A 17,733-nucleotide genomic window follows, 5' to 3' on the forward strand; every position below is an offset into this window, starting at 1 on the left:
ATTTCTTCATCCCTCCCAGATTCCCCTACTTCGCCTACTCTAACTTTACACTAACGGCGCTCTATCGACGCTCTATCGCGAAAGAAGTTCGGGATGCGTCCCCGAGCCCATGCGCTACGAGGCACCAGGCTGTGCCGACGCGTGACGAGACGACGTGTAACGAGACGTGCAAGAGGGATACTCGCATCTGCATGGAATTCAGTAAGGGTTGCGGTCGTAGGAGGCTGTGGTTCGTGAACACCGACTCCCCGCTCTCAGAGGTACCGGTGCCCGGCAATGGTGGTGGCAGAGGGGCACAAAAGCCCTTCGTGAAGTGGGCCGGAGGCAAAGGGCAACTCGTGGAGGAGCTCGCTGCGCGTCTGCCCAGGCACTACGCCGCCTACCACGAACCTTTCGTGGGCGGAGGTGCGCTGTTCTTCCACCTTGCTCCAGCGGCGGCATTCCTGTCCGACCTCAATGAAGAGCTCATCAACGCGTACCTCGTCGTCAGGGACGACTGCGATTCGTTGATACGCAGCCTCAAGAAACACAAGAACGAGCGGGCGTACTACTATGAAATCCGAGCTCTCGACCCGGCCCTCCTGGACCCGGTGGAGAGAGCATCGAGGTTCATTTACCTCAACAAGACCTGTTACAACGGACTGTATCGCGTGAACAGAAGGGGCGAGTTCAACGTGCCGTACGGCAGGCACGAGAACCCCGTCTACGCCGACGAAGCGCAACTGCGCCTTGCCAGCAAGACCCTTGAACGAGCGGACGTCAGGGTCGCTGACTTCGGAGTCGTGCTCGACCGGGCGCGACCTGGCGACTTCGTGTATTTTGACCCGCCTTACCAGCCGATCAGCACGACGGCGAGGTTCACCGGCTACACCCCGGACGCGTTTGACGAATCTCAACAGGAGCGGCTTGCGGACGTGTTCCATGAACTCGACGCAAGAGGATGCTACTTGATGCTCAGCAACTCAGCTTCGCCTCTGGTACAGCGACTATACAGCGGATACAGGATTGAGACGCTGATGGCGAGGCGGCACATCAACTGCAAGAGAGAAAGGAGAGGCGCTGTTCCCGAAGTCCTCGTGCTGAACTACTGAGAAGCGAGGCGCATCCAACGTCGACTGGACGCCAGGAGGCTTGTTCGGCCAAGGGCCAGCGGACCAAGGCCGCGTGGTCTCGTGACTCGGTGATCTCGTGACTCGGTGGCCTCGTGACTCGGCGGAAGCGAGGCCGTCGTCATTCAAACAAACGGACCAGTCTTCCCGTGAGGAACTCGATCCCCTTGACGGGGTTTGGAACAGGCACTCCGATCGTTTGGAGGAAGCTTACCGCGAAAGCAATGAGAACGAGCGCGATGAAGAGCGCGAGTTCACCGCGTTCCTTTCTCCGCAGTATTCCTGGCATCTCCCACGCAATGATGGCGACGAACGCAAGTATCAACAACACTGCCTGCACCCACGATTCCCCCCCAACGGCGCCCCTGGTTCCAACTGAGCCCGGTGCCCTCTCCGCCCGGCGCGGTCCCCGGGCGACGCGGAGGGCGGCGAACGTTCGCCCGGAACAGCGGCGCGCCCCTGACGCTTCAAGACGTCACTACCCCGAGACGTCATCTTATGTCCAGGCTCTGGAGCGTTAGGCCCATCCTTCGAAGTTTCGCCTTTACCTCGACCTTCACATCTACCTTGCGAAACTCCTCATCCCATCTGTCCCTGAACTCCTCGCTCCATTTCCTCGGGTACCTGCGGTTGAGCTCGGCGCCGAACCCGAAGATATCCGAACCGAGTTCTTGCGCTCTAGCAACAGCAGCCAACACCTCGTTCTCGATCACGGCTGCCATCCTCCGCTCCATACTGGACCAGATTTCCGGTGTCCCGAGGAGGTCGACGAAACCCTGGACGTCGGCCACGTTGGCCTCAGCCTCAACCTTCACCGTGACCCCGACCTTGCCGTCCTTGAGCTCCAGCTTGAAACCGCTCCTCGCCCCGAGGATCTCGAGCCCCACGAACTTGCCTTGCTCGCGAGGGTTCTCGATGACGATGACCCCGCTCCGCACTTTGCCCGCGATCCAGTTGTACCCCCTCGTCTCCTCCTTGTCGAGCCAGCCGACCAAACGGTCGTCTTTGAAAACCGCGGCCCCGGTGAGCCTGGCCGTTCCGCCCATAGTCTCCCGCTCAAGTTCCCCGCGAATGTCGAATCTCTGCGGCCTGGGAACGATCTCCGCCCGAGTGGCTATGGGTTCTATTCCTTCCCCCTTGAGTCTCTGCAGGAAATCGTTCAGCATTCCTTCGCCGACAGTCGAGAGTCCCCTGCGGGCACCCTCCAAAATGCCCATGCCACCTTCCGACGGCATTCGCTCGAGCTCGAACTCAACCTGCAGAAGATCTGAGGCCTTGGCCCCCTTGGCAACTATCATCCACACCCGACGGCGCGACTCTCCGTCGCGTGCAATGACGTCCAGAGCGTCCGCGAGGCCCCTCCGCGCGAACTCCTCACCGATTAAGATGAACCGGTTGTGACCCCAGAACGGGCGCCGCGGCGACTGTGACAAGAGGTTCCGCACGGCTTCGAACACGGTGTATCCCGTGCTGCTCACTGACCAGAAAGGCCTCTCTTCGGTGGCCGCGCGTCCGCCCTCTCCGCCTCCTATGGCAAAAGGCTTCGCTATGTGAACCGTGAGCTGAATCTTGCCCTCCTCCGCCGCTTCATCGAGTCCGGCAGCGAGGACGAATCCCAAGCTCTCTATCTCCCTTCGGTTCCAGCACCCGGCCGTGTTTGCCAAGACCACCGCGAGGAGGAGCAAGAGAACGACGCATTTGAGCCCTTTTGACAACACCCGGGTCACCTCCGACGATCACGGCCGGGGTAGAGCTTCCCTCGTAAGAGAGCAGTAGCGTAAAGGACAAGTGTTGTGCCTACGATAACAACGAAGGAGTAGATTCCGAAGTTCTCGAACTCGAGGAATCTCTGCAAAGCGGGGTTGCTGTCATAGAACAGGATGCCGAAGGCAACGATCATTGCGCCAAGCGGATACGCGAACGACTGATACCGCGAGACGCCGAACAGCTGAGCAAGTCCGACAGCGCTCGCCCAGAGGAACAGAGCCAGCTTGATCACTCCGCTCAGGGTCCAGGCCGCAAGGATGACAGCCTCGATCCTCTCGAAGAAGGCGGCGATGCTGATCATACGGGTCAGGCTGAAAGCCGGCATCACAATGTCCGACGCGCAAGGTCCGAATACAGCCGCCAAGTCCACCACGAACCACGTCATCACCAGCCCGCTGACGAAAACCGCGTATAGTGAAAAGCGCGTCGCGTCCCTCGGCCGAGTCAGACAGGGAATGACCATGCCGAGGATGATCAATTCCAGGTAGAAGGAGGCGATCATCCCGATCGGAGCGATGAGTGGGCGAAATCCTCGCGCAAGAACCGGGGCGAGGTTCTTGGGATTCATCTGGTCATAGGGAAGCACCAGCACGAGCAAGGCGAGGCTGAGAACAACCCACATGGTGCTTTCCCCTAGCCGTGCCACGACCTCGAGACCGCTCCGGGCGGCGTTCGCCGCGAGGAGCACGGCCCCAACCATGAAAACGATGATCGGCGTCTCCGGCATGACAGCGACTGTGTACGCTTCTCCTACCTCTCTCGCGGTACTGGAGGCCACTAGGACCCAGTACCATATGAGCACCATGCCCACGAGCTTCCCCAGGTACTTGCCCAACAGCAACTCCGCTTGCTCAATGACGGTCTTGTCAGGAAACCTGATCCCAAGGTAAGCGACGAGCATTACGAAAGGCACGGTTATCGCCGTCCCGACTATTGCCACAATCCAAGCGTCCTGCGGCTGCTGAACCGCTGCTGCCGTCGGAAACGCCATGGTCACCAGGACCAGCCGCGTCAACACGAGCAGCCCGGCAAGCTGTCTAGCTGATATCCTCCCGCCTTCGACCTTGGTCATTCTTCGTCCTCCAGGTCGTCAAGATGGTGGATCTCTCGCTCTTCGGGAGGAGAAGGCCTGGGGCGAAGCCCGGGCGCCTGCCTGATGGGAGCCTTTCCGCCTATGTATTGGGGCCGAGTCCTCATCGCCCACCAGGGTGCCCGAACCAAGGCATCTTTGAGGTCGGAGAACACCATCGGAGCAAGCGGCTCCAGATACGGCACCCCGAATGACCGTAGACAGGTCAGGTGAATGAATATGGCGAACAACCCGCCGACCACGCCAAATAGTCCGAGTGCCCCGCCTAGTGCGGTGAGGAGGAAACGCAGGAGCCGTGCGGCAATAGCTAGACTGAACACCGGAGTGGCGAACGACGCGATCCCGGTGAACGCCACTACCATGACCATGGCCGGCGAGGCAAGACCCGCCCGTATGGCCGCGTCCCCGACGACCAGGGCCCCTATGATGCTGACTGCCTGCCCGACTATCCGAGGCAAACGGATACCCGCTTCTCTTAGGGTCTCAAAGACAAACTCCATCAGAAGGGCTTCAACTACAGCGGGGAATGGTATGCCCTCCCTCTGAGCGGCGATGCTCAGCACGAGTGGAGTTGGGAGCATCTCTTGATGGAAAGTGGTCACGGCCACGTAGAACGCGGGCAGCGTAAGTGAAATGATGAACGCGGCCGTCCTGAGCAGTCTTATCGCCGACCCGATGAAGTACCGCTCGTAATAGTCCTCGCTGGAAGTAAGGAACATGGTGAACGTGGCTGGAACGACTAGAGCGAACGGGGTGCCGTCGGTGAGAACCGCGACTCTGCCCTCGAGCAAGCCCGAGGTGACTCTGTCAGGTCGTTCCGTGCGCCATACGGTCGGGAAGGGAGAAAGCGGGGCATCCTCGATGAATTCCTCTATGGTGCCGCTCTCGTGGATGGCGTCCACATCGATCCTCTTGAGCCGGTTCCGCACCTCCTGAACGATCTTCTCGTTGGCCACCCCCTCGACATACGCGACGGCAACCCTGGTCCGCGTGATACGCCCGATCGTCATCTCCTCTATCCGAAGCTGAGGCCCCATGATCCTGCGGCGCAGTAGACTCGTGTTCGTGCGGAGCGCCTCCACGAACCCCTCTTTGGATCCCCTCACCGTGGCCTCAGAGGTCGGCTCCTCGACGGCTCTGTGTTCCCAGCCACGCACGGCGCAGACGAGTCCCTTTCCAACCCCGTCGATCAGCACTCCGCCGTCTCCGCGAGCGACGCCGTCGACGAAGTCGTCCAGAGAGTCGACTTCCTCGACTCCGCTCGTCGCGAGGAGACGGGCCTTGAGGTCCTCGTACGCTTCCTTCGCGCCGCTCCAGTCGCGCTCGGCATCGGTGATGCGCTCGATGACCATCTCGACGAGAAGCCTCTTGTCCACGAGACCGTCTATGTGAACCACGAGGACGGAGACAGTGCCCCTGGCGCCGACGCGCATTTCCCGCAACGCCAGGTCTGAGCTATTGCCGAACGCGGCTTTGATCTCCTCGGTATTGACGGCTAGGTCCGGTGATATCCGTCGCCCCTGCGGCTCCGAAGGACGCGTCTCCGCTCGTTCAGACGCACGTGCGCGCGCTATTCGCCGTAAGAGAGCCCGTAGCAACGCGTCGAACAGTGCCCCTCACCTCCCCTCGCGCTGAGTCCACCACCCCTCGCCATGGTCACCTCGTGGGGCCAGGGAGCTACCAGGTGATAGTGGTACTGGAGGCTCATTATCACTCTTGCCTCTAACGAACGGGTTTATACTTGCCGTCCCTGAGTCTTGCGGAGGAATCAGCGGACTCAAACCGAGGAGGAGCGATCGCGCGGCGATAGCCGGCCGGACGCATGTGGGATTAGTCGTGCGGAAGAAAACGCGGATTCGTCTCTGGCGGGGAGCGCTATCGTGCCTGTATGAGGGGGAGCCGCATTGAACGACGTCATCGGAGTCAACTAAGTCTTCGGGGGCGCCCCACCCTGCCCCCGCCTCACGGCATCACACGGGCCGGCAGCGACGGTCGCGACAGGGCGACGGCGGGCCTCGCACTCCCGCCCAGACGCGCCGCCAAACGACCGTCGCTCGACCGCCGCTGCGTCGAACTCGCGCTCATACTCACGCCTTGGCTTCTCTTGCCTTCAGCTTCTCGATGTGGTCCACGATCTTGACGATGAAGTCCACAACGCTCATTAACACGTCTGACTCGTAATCTTCGACCCGTCCCCTGTCGCAAAGCTCAGACAGCTTCGGGTCGAGCGGCAGCGTGGCGAGGAGTGGCACATCAGTAGCCCCTGAGACGGCTTGCCCCCTGCTCGGCCCGAAAACCTCGTGCTTGGCCCCGCAGTGCGGGCACATGACGTAGCTCATGTTCTCCACGAGGCCCAAGAGCTGGGTCTTTAGTATCCTCGCCATCTTGATGGCTTTCTTGACGACCATCACAGCAAGGTCTTGCGGTGACGAGACTATCACTATCCCATCCAAGGGCAGCGACTGCATGACGGTGAGTGGAGCGTCCCCGGTGCCCGGCGGGAGGTCAACGAAGAGGTAGTCGAGGTCTCCCCAGACGACGTCAGTCCAGAACTGCTTGACGACGTTCGCGATTATGGGGCCGCGCCATATGACGGGATCGTCCTCATGCGGGAGCAGCAGGTTGATGGACATGACGGGTATCTTCAGGGTCTCGCTTTGCACCGGGAGCAGTCCAAACTCGAAGCTGTCCGCGCGTTTCTTGATGCCGAACATCTTCGGGATGCTCGGACCCGTTATGTCCGCATCGAGCACCCCTACGCTATATCCCTGCCTCGCGAAGGCTGTGGCGAGGAGGGCCGTGACGGACGATTTCCCGACTCCGCCCTTGCCGCTCATGATCGCCACGACATGGCGAATGTCATTGAACTGGCTCTGGGGGAGCTTCTCGATGGCCGATTTCCCCTTGTCCGGGTGAGGCTCGTCGCTCTCGGTTCTTTCGTGTCCCAGCGGGCACGTGCCTTTCGCTGCCTCTTGGCACGAACCGCAGTCCTCAGGAGAGCAGGCTCCTTGGGGAGTCGCTTGCGGGTGGCGGTCTCCCTCCATCTCGCGGTCTTGTCTGGTCTCGCTCATAAGTCATCCTCCTATCCCTTCTATGGCACGCTCGTCGGTTTGAGGCTCTCGATGAGGAAGGGTCCGCGCTTCACGAATCCTTTTGGCGCCTCACGCAGGACTCGCATCGTGCCCGGTTCTCGTATATGCGGCATCCTGAGCACAAGTCGGCCTTGTCGAGCACCATGTGGCAGTGCGTTCCCTCCTCCCTCCAGCAAGCCTTGGTGCGCGCACCAGGCTCCTTCCGTGTTCCACCGGGGCAATTGTCGAGCCACCAGCACGGATACATGTCCACAACCTGTCTGACGCCGGCGAGGTTGAGGCCCTTGCGCTCGGTCAAGCACCTGATGAACTTCAGCCGTCTGACGTCATTCGCAGAGTACAGGCGATGCCCCTTTCGGCGAACCGGGTTCACGAGCTTGTGCCGCTCCCAGATCCGAAGGGTCTCGGGGTGAACGTGAAGGAGATCGGCGATGACCCCTATGGTATACACTGGCACGTTTTCACTGACGACCAAGCAGGGCACCTCCTTCTCGACTCGTGGACACCGCCCAGGCACATTCTATATGTACTAATAGCGTTTGTAAATAACTTCTCTAGAATATGTCGATGTGTTATCATGGTGGTTCTCCGATAGCTGCCTCGAAGGGCCGTCCTCTTCTTGGTGTGTTCCTTGCGTTTCCTGTTGACGGAAGACCGGAGAGATCCTATACTTGTTTTGAGCATATGCTTGCTACATGCACGAGGTTATGGAGGTGGATACGATGCCGCGACGCGATGGCACTGGCCCTGCGGGGCAGGGTCCGGGAACTGGCGGAGGCTTCGGAGGCGGCTTTGGAAGAGGAATGAGTCGAATGGGGGGACCTAAGGCTGGAGCAGGCCCTGTGGGGGAATGCGTCTGCCCGGCCTGCGGCACGGTCGTGCCCCATCAACGGGGGATCCCTTGTTACCGGATGACCTGCCCTCAGTGCGGCGCAGCACTCATTAGGAGGTAGCCGGTCTGCGCATGACGCCAAGACAGCGGAAAGCCTCAAAGGGATCTTTTCACCCAGATTCTTGACATATGTTCACAATGGCGGGTATACTAGTAATGAGCTTATGAACATTACTCACAGACACCCAGAGGTATAAGGGTCATGATGGAAAGCGTTCCTCAACAACCGGATAGAAGGTCTGCCGAGGGCTTCCGAATCACCCCTCAGCGCCGAACCGTGCTGGAGACCCTGAAAAGCCATCCGGGCCAGCACCTGACAGCAGAGGAGATCCACGAGACCGCCAATGCTACTGGCTCCAAGTTGAGCATGGCAACGGTATACCGCGCTCTCTCCGGTCTGGAAAAGCTGGGGCTCGTCAGCAAGCTGGCCGTTGGAAAGAGACCCGCGACTTACGAACTCATTCCCAAGCACTCTCAGCCGCACTGCCATCTGATCTGCCTTGGCTGCGGAAGGGTATTCGAGGTCCGCGGTGTGCTGCCCGAAGGCCTGGTGGAAGTGGTCGCAGAGACCCAAAACTTTCAGGTGGCCCGTGGATCAGTGGAAATCTTCGGTTACTGTGAAAGCTGCGAACAAAGACGCTGCGGACAGAGACAAGAAACTCCGAGACTAAGGGGGGTATAAGCTGTGCCACGAGGCGATGGAAGGGGACCGCTGGGTCATGAGACGAGGCCTTGGTTTGTGGCGAAGAGGGAGGGCCGGTGCAAGAGGCCGTAGGAGGTGGTGGCAACAGTGGTAGCAGACAACAGTGACAGCAAAGAAAGGGACACAGCAGGACTGAAGGAGGTGTGGAAGATGCCAGGAGGAGACGGAACAGGCCCTGCGGGTCTAGGCCCGATGACAGGAAGGGCGGCAGGATACTGCGCCGGGTACCCTGTTCCCGGGTACATGAATCCGGTTGGCATTGGGGGCGCGGGCTTCTGGCGTGGACCCCATGTCCGCTGGGGAGTCGGGTTTGGCCGCGGCAGAGGTTGGAGACGGATGTACTACGCAACCGGGCTGCCGGGTTGGGCACGATTTGCCTACCCTAGCTGGGCTCCAGGATGTTGGCCCGCACCCGCAGCAGCTTACCCCATGTACTACGGCTCCCCCGTGGCGGGGGCCCCGTACGCGGGAGGAGATCCGAAGGAGGCAGCCAAGGCTGCGGCTGACGAGGAGATTGCGTTTCTGAAGGGGCAAGCGGAGCTTCTTAAGGAAGAGCTCAAGGCGGTCGAAGAACGCCTCAAAGAGCTGTCTGGCCCTGAAAAGGGCAAGACCGAAGAAGACAGGTAGCTCGCTGAGGGGGATGGTAAAGTGACATTGGCAATAACCGCTCAGGGCAGGGACTTGGACGCACCCATCGATCCGCGCTTCGGAAGGTGCCAGTACTTCGTGATCATCGACTCGGACACCGAGAGGTTTGAGGCCTTCACCAACCAGAGCCTCGCGGCGTCGGGTGGCGCGGGCATCCAGAGCGCTCAATTCCTCGCAGACCGCAAGGTTGATGCGGTCATCACCGGAAATGTGGGTCCTAACGCGGCACGAGCTCTGAGGGGGGCCGGTATCGAGGTTTACACCGTGACCTCGGGAACGGTGCGGGAAGCTCTCAAAGCGTTCAGAGAAGGTAACCTGAAGACAGTATCGGAAGCCACGGTGAGCTCGCATTTTGGGATGGGACATATGCGCTGAGCGAAGATCTGCGAGCGACTCTGGCTCGCGGAAGGGTTGCCGGTGCCGAGCTTTGCAAGCAGATGCACTGCCCGTGTCGCGCCCCAGTCGAATTCGTGTCCGACGCGGGCATCCAAGACCTTCTGTCCCTTATCACGCGCGAGCGCCGGCGATCCCCGTGATCGTGCTGTCAGGGAGCAGTGACGAAGACTCGCGGCGCCCCACAGGGTCCAGCAGTGGAGGCGCCGCAATTGGAGGAGGTTGCAGGGATAGTGAAGATCGCTGTGGCGACAGACGGCCTTATGGTTGCGGCACACTTCGGCCGGTGTCCCGAGTACACCATAGTTACGGTGGACGATAGCCGAAAGGTGACCGACAAAATCGTGATCCCCAACCCAGGACACGAACCGGGCTTCTTGCCCGAATATCTTTCGAAGCTCGGGGTTTCGTGCATCATCGCCGGCGGCATGGGACCGAGGGCGCAGGGTCTTTTTGCCGAGAAGAACATCCAGACCGTGACGGGAGCTTCAGGGCTCGTGACCGAGGTAATTGATTCGTACCTCACGGGCTCGCTCAAACCTGGAGAAAGCCTGTGCGAGCACGGTGATCGTCACCAGGGGTGTGACCGACACGACGAGCACCACGACGAGCATCGCGGAGGATGCGGCCGGTGAGCCGGCCGCGACCGGCCCCGCGGCAACCGGCCCCGCGGCAGATGCGAAACGGTGGAGACAGCTGATGGTTGTAGCGATAGCGAGTGGAAAGGGCGGAACCGGAAAGACCACTGTAGCGGTGAATCTCGCCTTGACTCTCTCAGGCGACATGCCTGTACAAGTAGTCGATTGCGATGTCGAGGAACCGAACGTGCACTTGTTCCTTCGCCCCGCGATCGAGGTCTCGGAAGAGGTCACCCTGCCTGTGCCGGTCGTTGACAAGACACTATGCAACGGGTGCGGCAGGTGCGGCGAAGTCTGTGCCTTCAACGCGGTCATCGCCATCGACACCCAGGTGATGGTCTTTCCCGAGCTATGTCACGGATGCGGGGGATGCACTCGGTTCTGTCCGGTAGGTGCCATATCGGAAGAGCCGAGGGGGATAGGCATCGTCGAATGCGGGCGCGCGGGACGGATCGAGTTCGTCCAAGGCAGAGTCAACGTCGGTAACCCTCTGGTTCCCCCGGTAGTCAGGGCGGTAAAAGCCAAGATCGACCGCGCCCGGCCAAAGGTCGTCATCGTGGACGCTCCACCCGGCACGTCGTGTCCTGTGGTCGCGTCCGTCAAGGATAGCGACTTCTGCGTGCTCGTGACCGAGCCAACGCCATTCGGTCTCAACGATCTCACTTTGGCGGTCGACATGGCAAGAGAACTGGACGTTCCCTTCGGTGTGGTTATCAATCGCTCGGGACTCGGCAACAAGGACGTGCTGGCGTATTGCAGGTGCGAGAAGATACCCGTACTGCTGGAGATCGCCTTCGACCGAAGGTATGCGGCGTGCTACGCCAGGGGAGGACGGCTCGTGGAGGAGTTTCCGGAGCTTCGGGAGGCTTTCCGGGGTCTGTGGCGAAGGATTGGCGTTTTGGCGAAAGCTGGTTAGACCGGCGCTCACCTCGAGCCAACCCTCCCGGTGCCAGCGGCCCGGCGAGAGTCGAGCGTCGCAGACGCGGGTCGCAGAAGCTGAACGAGCCGTCCAAGTGAGCAAGTGGGCTGGAGCTCTGGAGTCGAAGGGATGAAGTAAACGTGAAAGAACTACTGGTCGTAAGCGGCAAGGGAGGCACGGGGAAGACCTCCCTGGTCGGAGCGTTCGCGGTGTTGGCAGAGAACAAGGTCCTGGCTGACTGCGATGTGGACGCATCTGACCTCCACCTTCTCCTCAAGCCCCAGGTGCGCGAGACCAAGGAGTTCTACGGCTCGAAGAAGGCTGTGCTCCACAGCGAAAGATGCAACGGGTGCCTCGTCTGCGTGGATGTCTGCCGGTTCGGCGCGATCAGCGTGGGTAGAAGCGGTCGCAGGAGCGTGCTTCAGGGCGAGATCCGCATCGATCCCGTCTCATGTGAGGGATGCGCGGTGTGCTCCCATGCTTGCCCCCAGGGAGCCATAACCATGGCCGAGAACCTCTCAGGTCACTGGTTCATCTCAGATACGCCGTACGGGCCTCTCGTCCACGCCAGGCTTGGCGTTGCTGAGGAGAACTCGGGCAAGCTCGTAACCCAAGTGCGCCGCCAGGCTCGGTCCATAGCGGAAGAACGAGGATCCGGATATATCATCACGGACGGCCCGCCCGGGATAGGCTGCCCGGTGATATCGTCCATTTCGGGAGTGGACCTAGCCCTCATCGTGACGGAACCCACGGTCGCCGGATCGCACGACATGGCGCGGATCCTTGAGCTCGCAAGGCACTTCGGCGTCAACGCGATGGTCTGCATCAACAAGTACGATCTCGACGAAGGCAGGACCGAAGACATCGAGCGATACTGTCGAAGAGAGGGGATACGGCTCGCAGGAAGGATACCCTTCGATGAAGAAGTCGTCAATGCCCTGGCAAGAGGGGCGCCAGCGGTGATGTCCCCGGCAGGCGCCGGTCGGACGGAGGGAAGAGCCTCAAGAGCGATGCGAGAAGTCTGGACGGAGGTCTCGTCGCGCCTTGGGTAGACCGCCTCCCTTGTGATGCGTGCCCGGATGGCGCTCGGCCGTGGTAGGGTGCACACGAGGTATCCGAGATGTGAGACGCGTGGAGACCGCGAATGGCCCATGAGGAGCTGATCGATGTGAGCGAGACTGCCCAAGTCAAGGTCACCGTTGCATTCTCGCGTCCGCGTTCGAAGGCTTATTCGAAGGCTCAGCTCAAAGGCAGGGATGGGCAAACGTGTTCTACTACAATGAGAAGGTTCTGGAGCATTTTCTCAACCCCAGAAACGTGGGTGAGATCCCCGATGCTGACGGGGTCGGGATGATCGGCGACCCCTCATGCGGCGACTATCTCAAGATCTTCATAAAGGTCGATAACGGGAGGCTAGTGGACGTCAAGTTCAAGTTGTACGGCTGTCCGGCGGCCATCGGAACCACCAGCGTGACCACCGAGCTGGCCATGGGTAGAACTCTCGCGGAAGCCTATCAAATCTCTGACGAAGACGTACTCAAGGCACTCGGGGGTCTCCCGGACCAGAAAATCCACTGCTCCGTGCTGGGGCCGGCCGCGCTTCGCTTGGCCATTCTCGATTGCATCTCGAAAGCCAAGAAACGCGCAGCTAACAACCAGCATGCCGAGCCTGCCGCAGGCTAGGACAATCGCATCTTTCAAGAACGGCATCGCTCGGGCGCCGCGGCATCCGTGTCATTCTCCGGCCGGCTCATCCGGACTCGTGTCGCCCTCACGGGTGCCTTGGTCACCGCAGCCGATCCTCATGTTGCCAAAGTAGCGCGGAGCCGCATAGATGCCGGGAAGCGGGGCCCAGCTCATGAATCTGCCCCCGTCAGGCGAGGCATAGGGCGAATTGGAGCAGACATTCAATCGCCATTCTTCGCAGCCATCCGTGCTCCTTCCGAATGCTTCGAAGGGTATGAAAACCTCGGAAAGCCACGTACCGTCCTCGACCCGACTTGCGACCACCCAGTCATGGTCCCACGAAGGCCCGCCAAGCCTGGTCGCGTCGTAGCGCGTTCCCAAGGAGTTGAACGCGAAATGATAGAAGAGGCTTCCGGAGCACGTCGGGTCGATGAAGATCTCAATTGAGTCATCGTAGAACACCGGCCCATCCCGAGTAGCCACGGGTCCTCCGCGTCCGGCGCCCGCACCGTTACCGCCGCCTACGCGGTTTCCGTCGCTGAGCGACGGCGAGTCAGGCACGGGAGGGGCGAAAGCAGTGAACGCAAAGTACAGTCCGTCTGCGTCGTGAACTATCTTCGCCTGGGCACACCGTTTAGGCCAAGTGCGTCCAGGCTTCATCACGTCGCAACACAAGCTGATCGGGGTCGCCTTGAGCCAGGCAGTATCGGATGGCTCGCCATCGACGCGAGGAGGCGGGTCCACGAACGGAACCGCTACCGTGGGTAGGAGCGCACTGGACTGCCCTTCCCCTCCGGAAAGAACGGCAGTGGCGAGGCTCGGGGCGAGGCTCGGGGCGAGGGAGTCCGCATCCTCCGCGGTCGGGCCAGTGGCCGCGGGAGCGACATCATGGGCGGTGGCCGCAACACTGGCAGAGGCAGAGCCGGAGGCGGAGCTGGCCGTCGGGGCCCCAGGAACAAGGAAGTCTCGAACCGCCGATGCGACGTCGGACGTGAGGTACGCCTGGGCGAAGAGGACGGCTCCCGCTGCTCCCTCCTCCTTCAGTATCTTGAGCTGGCACACGACGTCATCCGGGGAGTCGCGCTTCCACATTTGCACTCCGCACGCGGGCGCCTTCGGCTGGCCCAGCAGGAGAGCAGTCCATCGCGCAAGTCCTCGAAGCTCCTCCGATCTCGAGGTGTACGTCATGGGAACCACGTAATCCAGGACACCAGAACGTACCCACCCAGGCCAGTCTTGCAAGAGTCCCGGATACGGGCCATCAGGGACACCTGCGGGGGTGACGGCCGCCGATACCAACACCCCGGGACGTCTCGTCTTGATGGCCCGGGCAAGAGCGCTCACAAGCTCGGTGACCTTGGACGCTCGCCAGGTGTTCCAAAGAGCGAGCTCGCGCAGGGCCCTTGAGTCGCCGCGTTCGGCGCCACGCACGTCGATACCTAGCGGATTCACACCATACTTCTCCGTGAAGCCGTGCACGCAATCCCATTCGTACCCGCAATCGCCGCCGATCGGGTCCGGATACCGAATGTAGTCGAAGTGAACCCCATCAACGTCGTACCGCGAGACCAGCTCATCTACGAGGGCTGTGAGGAACTGCCTCGCCCCCGCGCTGGCCGGGGACAGCCAGTGTTGCCGCCCAGTCGGAGGCCCGTAGCCCCTTGATCCGTCGCGAGCCACGGTTTCCCAGGACGGGTACATATCCAGGAGATGGCCTCGCTCCTTGAACCCCACGTAGAGCACGTCCATCCATGCGTGGACGCGCAAACCCCGGAGGTGCGATTGGTCTACCAGTATGCGTAAAGGATCCTGACCTCCGAACGCGTCTCTGAAGCCGTCCCTCTGACCCGGAAGGCCGTAGGCCACGGACACGGCGCTCGGGTATATTGTGAGACCTCTGTTGAACACCTCCACGTACACGTCGATGACGCCCATCTTTGCGAGACCGTCCAGCATCTTGCATATGCCGGCACTATCGCGGGGAATGCTCCCGATGTCCACCCAGATGCCGACGGCAAACCGCCCGTCGGTGACCAAGGTCCCGGCTCCTGCCTCGCTTGACAACCCCAAAGACGCAACCAGGGTCGACAACGCCAGGATCGCTATCCACGTCCGGACATCCTGGGTCACAGATCAATCAACTCCGCCGCCATGCTGTTCGCCCCACGCTCGTTCGCAAGGTCCCGAAATCAAACCCTAGCTGCGTTGCTCTCTTGCTCTTTCTCTAGACTTCCACGCCTGCGGCGGAATCCCTCTAAGCGTCTTCGTCTTCTTCTAGACTGACTATTCGTATGTCGCAACACCCGCCGTGGCCAGGCGAAGGTTTCCGACGAGACCCACTCGGACCGCAGCACGCGGACCCCTCTGAATCAGGTGACTCGCGTCTCGCCTCCTCAGTGTTCGTTGGTCGTTTCGTCGCCGACACCGACCCTATGATCCTCTTGAGGAATCCCCTGTTGTTTTCCTTACCTTGGCCCAAACCAAGCACCTCCCTGTCTTTCCTACTCTCTGTCTTTCTTCCCACGCAGCCTGCGCCCGACACAGCCCGCCCGTCAGCCGCCGACGACAAGCTAACGAAACCCGACAAGCCAGGATTCTACCAAGCCCTGCGGCGATGCCCTGCGCAACGATTGACACCATCCATCGGAGCAGCGAGTCCGACCGGCTACAGAAGCATATTGAACAAGTATCCTGCCACCGTCGCCACCACAAAGATGGTGATCACAAAGGCAACAACGAGACGCTTTCGGAATATGGCGTTCAGGAGCAGCACCTCGGGGATGCTAGCGCCTGCGCCACCCAGGACGAGAGCCATGACCGTGCCGATGCTCATTCCCTTGTCGACAAGCACTGAGCTTATGGGAATGACGGTCTCTGCACGGATGTACAACGGCACACCAATGACCGCCGCGATAGGCACTGCCAGCGGATTGCCCTCTCCTGCCAGCCGCACGACCAACTCGCGAGGCACCCAGCCGTATATGAATGATCCAATGGCCGCACCAATGAGAAGATACGGCAACACCTGCCGAAAAAGGACCGCAGCCTGCCTCAAAGCGCACTCCAGCTTGCGCCTGATGACACCCACGCAGGTCTCTGCCTTCTCGCCTGCCACAGCTTCCTCAGCCTGTTCCTGGGCACGTTTCCCTCCCAGGATCTTGACTCGCTTGACCTCCCTAGCCAGCCCCATCCGCTCCCACAGCGCGCCGGTCACGACCGCCGCCATGAAGGAGAAGACGGCGTACACGGTCGTCACTTTCAGCCCAAGCAATGCCAGAAGCAGCCCGATTATGACCGGGTTCAGTATGGGCGAGGCAATGAGGAACGACATCGAGGAACCGAAGGGTGCTCCTCCGTTGAGCAGACCGACCAGGACGGGGATCGTCGAACACGAACAAAACGGGGTTAGAGCTCCGAACAATGCCCCAAGGATATTGCCCCGCCAGCCCTTGAGGGAACGTGAAAGGATCCTCCCAACCGTCTCCTCTGGAACCAGCTGTTGAATGAGCCCCACGAGGAAGCTGATGGCGATGAACAACACCACGAGCTCCGCTGTGATCGCTAGAAAGAACTTGCCTGCCGTCGAGATGGTGTTAAGGTCCACTTGCGCCTCGCCTCTTCTCACACGGTGTTTTCCGCGGTGGCTTCATCGTCTTCATCCACCACCGCGCTCATCGCGGCCACCGGAATCGCGGGTCCCAGGGTTCGGTATCACCACAGAGGCCCAGCACCGAGCAGCATTTCGGGCTGAGAATCTCGCTCACGGTAGTCTCATTCAGACTGCAGTACGACCACGTGCCATGCTCCCTCTTCTCGATGAGCCCAGCTTCCTGGAGGACACGCAGGTGATATGATACACCTGACTGAGCGATCCCGAGAGCCTCTGTTAGGTCGCAGACGCACAGTTCGCCGCCATGTTTCAGCAGAAACATAATCTTGAGTCTGGTGGGATCCGCAAGAGCCTTGAACCTGCTCACATAGTCATAAGCGGTCGATTCGAAGCGCTTGAGCTTCTCCAGTAGTTCCTCCATGTCGCTCATCCTTACATCAATCAATCATGATATAGGGCCCATAAAACATGCGGCTCGCGGCCGCTACATAGATGCCTCATGAAAATCGTATCACGGCGGCTGCGCGCCGTCAACGGCTCGGATAAGTCCCCGAGCAGCGCGTTCGGACCCCTTCGAGCTGTCAGCCCGCTCCCTGCAAGCCACTCGCGCCGAAACTGACCCTCTCTTCGCCGTGTCGATGCAGAGCAGTCTCTCGTCATCCTGAGATGATGGGCGGGATTACCAGTATTTCGGACCCGCCGGAGACCTCTTTATCTAATCCGCCCTCCGAGACCGCGACACGCTCCTGGTTCAGCAAGACCATGCTCGACTTCAGGAAGCCGGCGAAATCCCCATCAAGCAGGGATTGCACAAACCTCTTCATGCCGTCCGGACAGTCTCTCTCTAGGTCCTTACGTTTGCGCTCAAGGAATTCCTCAAGGATCTGCCCCAGCTTGGCGCCCTCGGGACACTCAACTGACGTTTCCCTGTGATCCCAGGGAAACACCAGACGGACCGACACCGATATGGACATCGCCTTTCACCTCGTGATATCATGTCTCCGCCGGCCAATGCGCTCACTCCTTCCTGAGCAAGGCGTCAAGAAGCTCTGCCCGCGAGGGATGATCGGCCGGGGGACGGTCCCGAAGACTTATTCGGCCTTTGCAGGGAGTCTCCCTCCTTTGCGCAAGCGGACCGACCCCCTGGTTTTGGACATTAGGCTCTAACAGATGGTAGTTTCATGTT

The 17,733-nt window shown here is 60.6% G+C and carries 18 protein-coding genes; 8 read left to right on the forward strand and 10 right to left on the reverse strand.

The features are described from left to right. The first annotated feature begins 131 nt into the window (after positions 1-131). Complete coding sequence (locus NUW12_12840) at positions 132-1,091, forward strand: DNA adenine methylase (GenBank protein MCR4403629.1); 960 nt, start codon at positions 132-134, stop codon at positions 1,089-1,091. 139 nt (positions 1,092-1,230) lie between these two features. Here the strand turns inward: NUW12_12840 and NUW12_12845 are convergent, their stop codons facing one another. From NUW12_12845 to NUW12_12870, 6 genes are all read right to left on the reverse strand, one after another. Further along, positions 1,231-1,449: a hypothetical protein gene (locus tag NUW12_12845; protein MCR4403630.1), complete on the reverse strand. Its 219-nt coding sequence runs from the start codon at positions 1,447-1,449 to the stop codon at positions 1,231-1,233. Positions 1,450-1,600: 151 nt separating this feature from the next. Further along, positions 1,601-2,827: a Ger(x)C family spore germination protein gene (locus tag NUW12_12850; protein ID MCR4403631.1), complete on the reverse strand. Its 1,227-nt coding sequence runs from the start codon at positions 2,825-2,827 to the stop codon at positions 1,601-1,603. Between the two features lie 5 nt (positions 2,828-2,832). Then, positions 2,833-3,948, reverse strand: coding sequence for a spore germination protein (locus NUW12_12855; protein ID MCR4403632.1), 1,116 nt, complete (start codon positions 3,946-3,948; stop codon positions 2,833-2,835). Next, positions 3,945-5,477, reverse strand: coding sequence for a spore germination protein (locus NUW12_12860; GenBank protein ID MCR4403633.1), 1,533 nt, complete (start codon positions 5,475-5,477; stop codon positions 3,945-3,947). The genes NUW12_12855 and NUW12_12860 overlap by 4 nt, the downstream gene beginning before the upstream one ends. Before the next feature lie 576 nt (positions 5,478-6,053). Then, entirely contained in the window at positions 6,054-7,037 is a 984-nt protein-coding gene (locus NUW12_12865) for an Mrp/NBP35 family ATP-binding protein (GenBank protein ID MCR4403634.1), read from the reverse strand. A 70-nt stretch (positions 7,038-7,107) separates the two neighbouring features. After that, positions 7,108-7,533, reverse strand: coding sequence for a MerR family transcriptional regulator (locus tag NUW12_12870; protein MCR4403635.1), 426 nt, complete (start codon positions 7,531-7,533; stop codon positions 7,108-7,110). Between the two features lie 619 nt (positions 7,534-8,152). Here NUW12_12870 and NUW12_12875 point away from each other — a divergent pair. From NUW12_12875 to NUW12_12905, 7 genes are all read left to right on the forward strand, one after another. Next, on the forward strand, positions 8,153-8,632 hold the full coding sequence (locus NUW12_12875) for a transcriptional repressor (protein MCR4403636.1): 480 nt from the start codon (positions 8,153-8,155) through the stop codon (positions 8,630-8,632). Between the two features lie 171 nt (positions 8,633-8,803). Beyond that, complete coding sequence (locus NUW12_12880; GenBank protein ID MCR4403637.1) at positions 8,804-9,280, forward strand: DUF5320 domain-containing protein; 477 nt, start codon at positions 8,804-8,806, stop codon at positions 9,278-9,280. A gap of 21 nt (positions 9,281-9,301) precedes the next feature. Continuing rightward, positions 9,302-9,676, forward strand: coding sequence for a NifB/NifX family molybdenum-iron cluster-binding protein (locus NUW12_12885; protein MCR4403638.1), 375 nt, complete (start codon positions 9,302-9,304; stop codon positions 9,674-9,676). Positions 9,677-9,906: 230 nt separating this feature from the next. Then, complete coding sequence (locus NUW12_12890; GenBank protein ID MCR4403639.1) at positions 9,907-10,329, forward strand: NifB/NifX family molybdenum-iron cluster-binding protein; 423 nt, start codon at positions 9,907-9,909, stop codon at positions 10,327-10,329. A 64-nt stretch (positions 10,330-10,393) separates the two neighbouring features. Further along, positions 10,394-11,248 carry an ATP-binding protein gene (locus tag NUW12_12895; GenBank protein MCR4403640.1) on the forward strand — a complete coding sequence of 285 codons (855 nt, stop codon included), beginning with the start codon at positions 10,394-10,396 and terminating at the stop codon, positions 11,246-11,248. Between the two features lie 143 nt (positions 11,249-11,391). Continuing rightward, a complete protein-coding gene (locus NUW12_12900; GenBank protein MCR4403641.1) occupies positions 11,392-12,303 on the forward strand; it encodes an ATP-binding protein in 912 nt (303 codons plus the stop codon). Positions 12,304-12,517: 214 nt separating this feature from the next. Then, entirely contained in the window at positions 12,518-12,934 is a 417-nt protein-coding gene (locus NUW12_12905) for an iron-sulfur cluster assembly scaffold protein (protein ID MCR4403642.1), read from the forward strand. A 51-nt stretch (positions 12,935-12,985) separates the two neighbouring features. Here NUW12_12905 and NUW12_12910 read toward each other — a convergent pair whose 3' ends face one another. The 4 genes from NUW12_12910 to NUW12_12925 form a co-directional block, all read right to left on the reverse strand. Further along, positions 12,986-15,067 carry a family 10 glycosylhydrolase gene (locus NUW12_12910; protein ID MCR4403643.1) on the reverse strand — a complete coding sequence of 694 codons (2,082 nt, stop codon included), beginning with the start codon at positions 15,065-15,067 and terminating at the stop codon, positions 12,986-12,988. A 535-nt stretch (positions 15,068-15,602) separates the two neighbouring features. Then, positions 15,603-16,541 carry a permease gene (locus NUW12_12915; GenBank protein ID MCR4403644.1) on the reverse strand — a complete coding sequence of 313 codons (939 nt, stop codon included), beginning with the start codon at positions 16,539-16,541 and terminating at the stop codon, positions 15,603-15,605. Between the two features lie 67 nt (positions 16,542-16,608). Then, positions 16,609-16,968, reverse strand: a complete 360-nt coding sequence (locus NUW12_12920) for a metalloregulator ArsR/SmtB family transcription factor (protein MCR4403645.1) — start codon at positions 16,966-16,968, stop codon at positions 16,609-16,611. A 235-nt stretch (positions 16,969-17,203) separates the two neighbouring features. Next, positions 17,204-17,521 carry a MoaD/ThiS family protein gene (locus NUW12_12925; protein MCR4403646.1) on the reverse strand — a complete coding sequence of 106 codons (318 nt, stop codon included), beginning with the start codon at positions 17,519-17,521 and terminating at the stop codon, positions 17,204-17,206. Positions 17,522-17,733 lie beyond the last annotated feature (212 nt).

The organism is Bacillota bacterium (assembly GCA_024653485.1).
In the GTDB taxonomy this organism is placed as follows: domain Bacteria; phylum Bacillota; class SHA-98; order UBA4971; family UBA4971; genus UBA6256.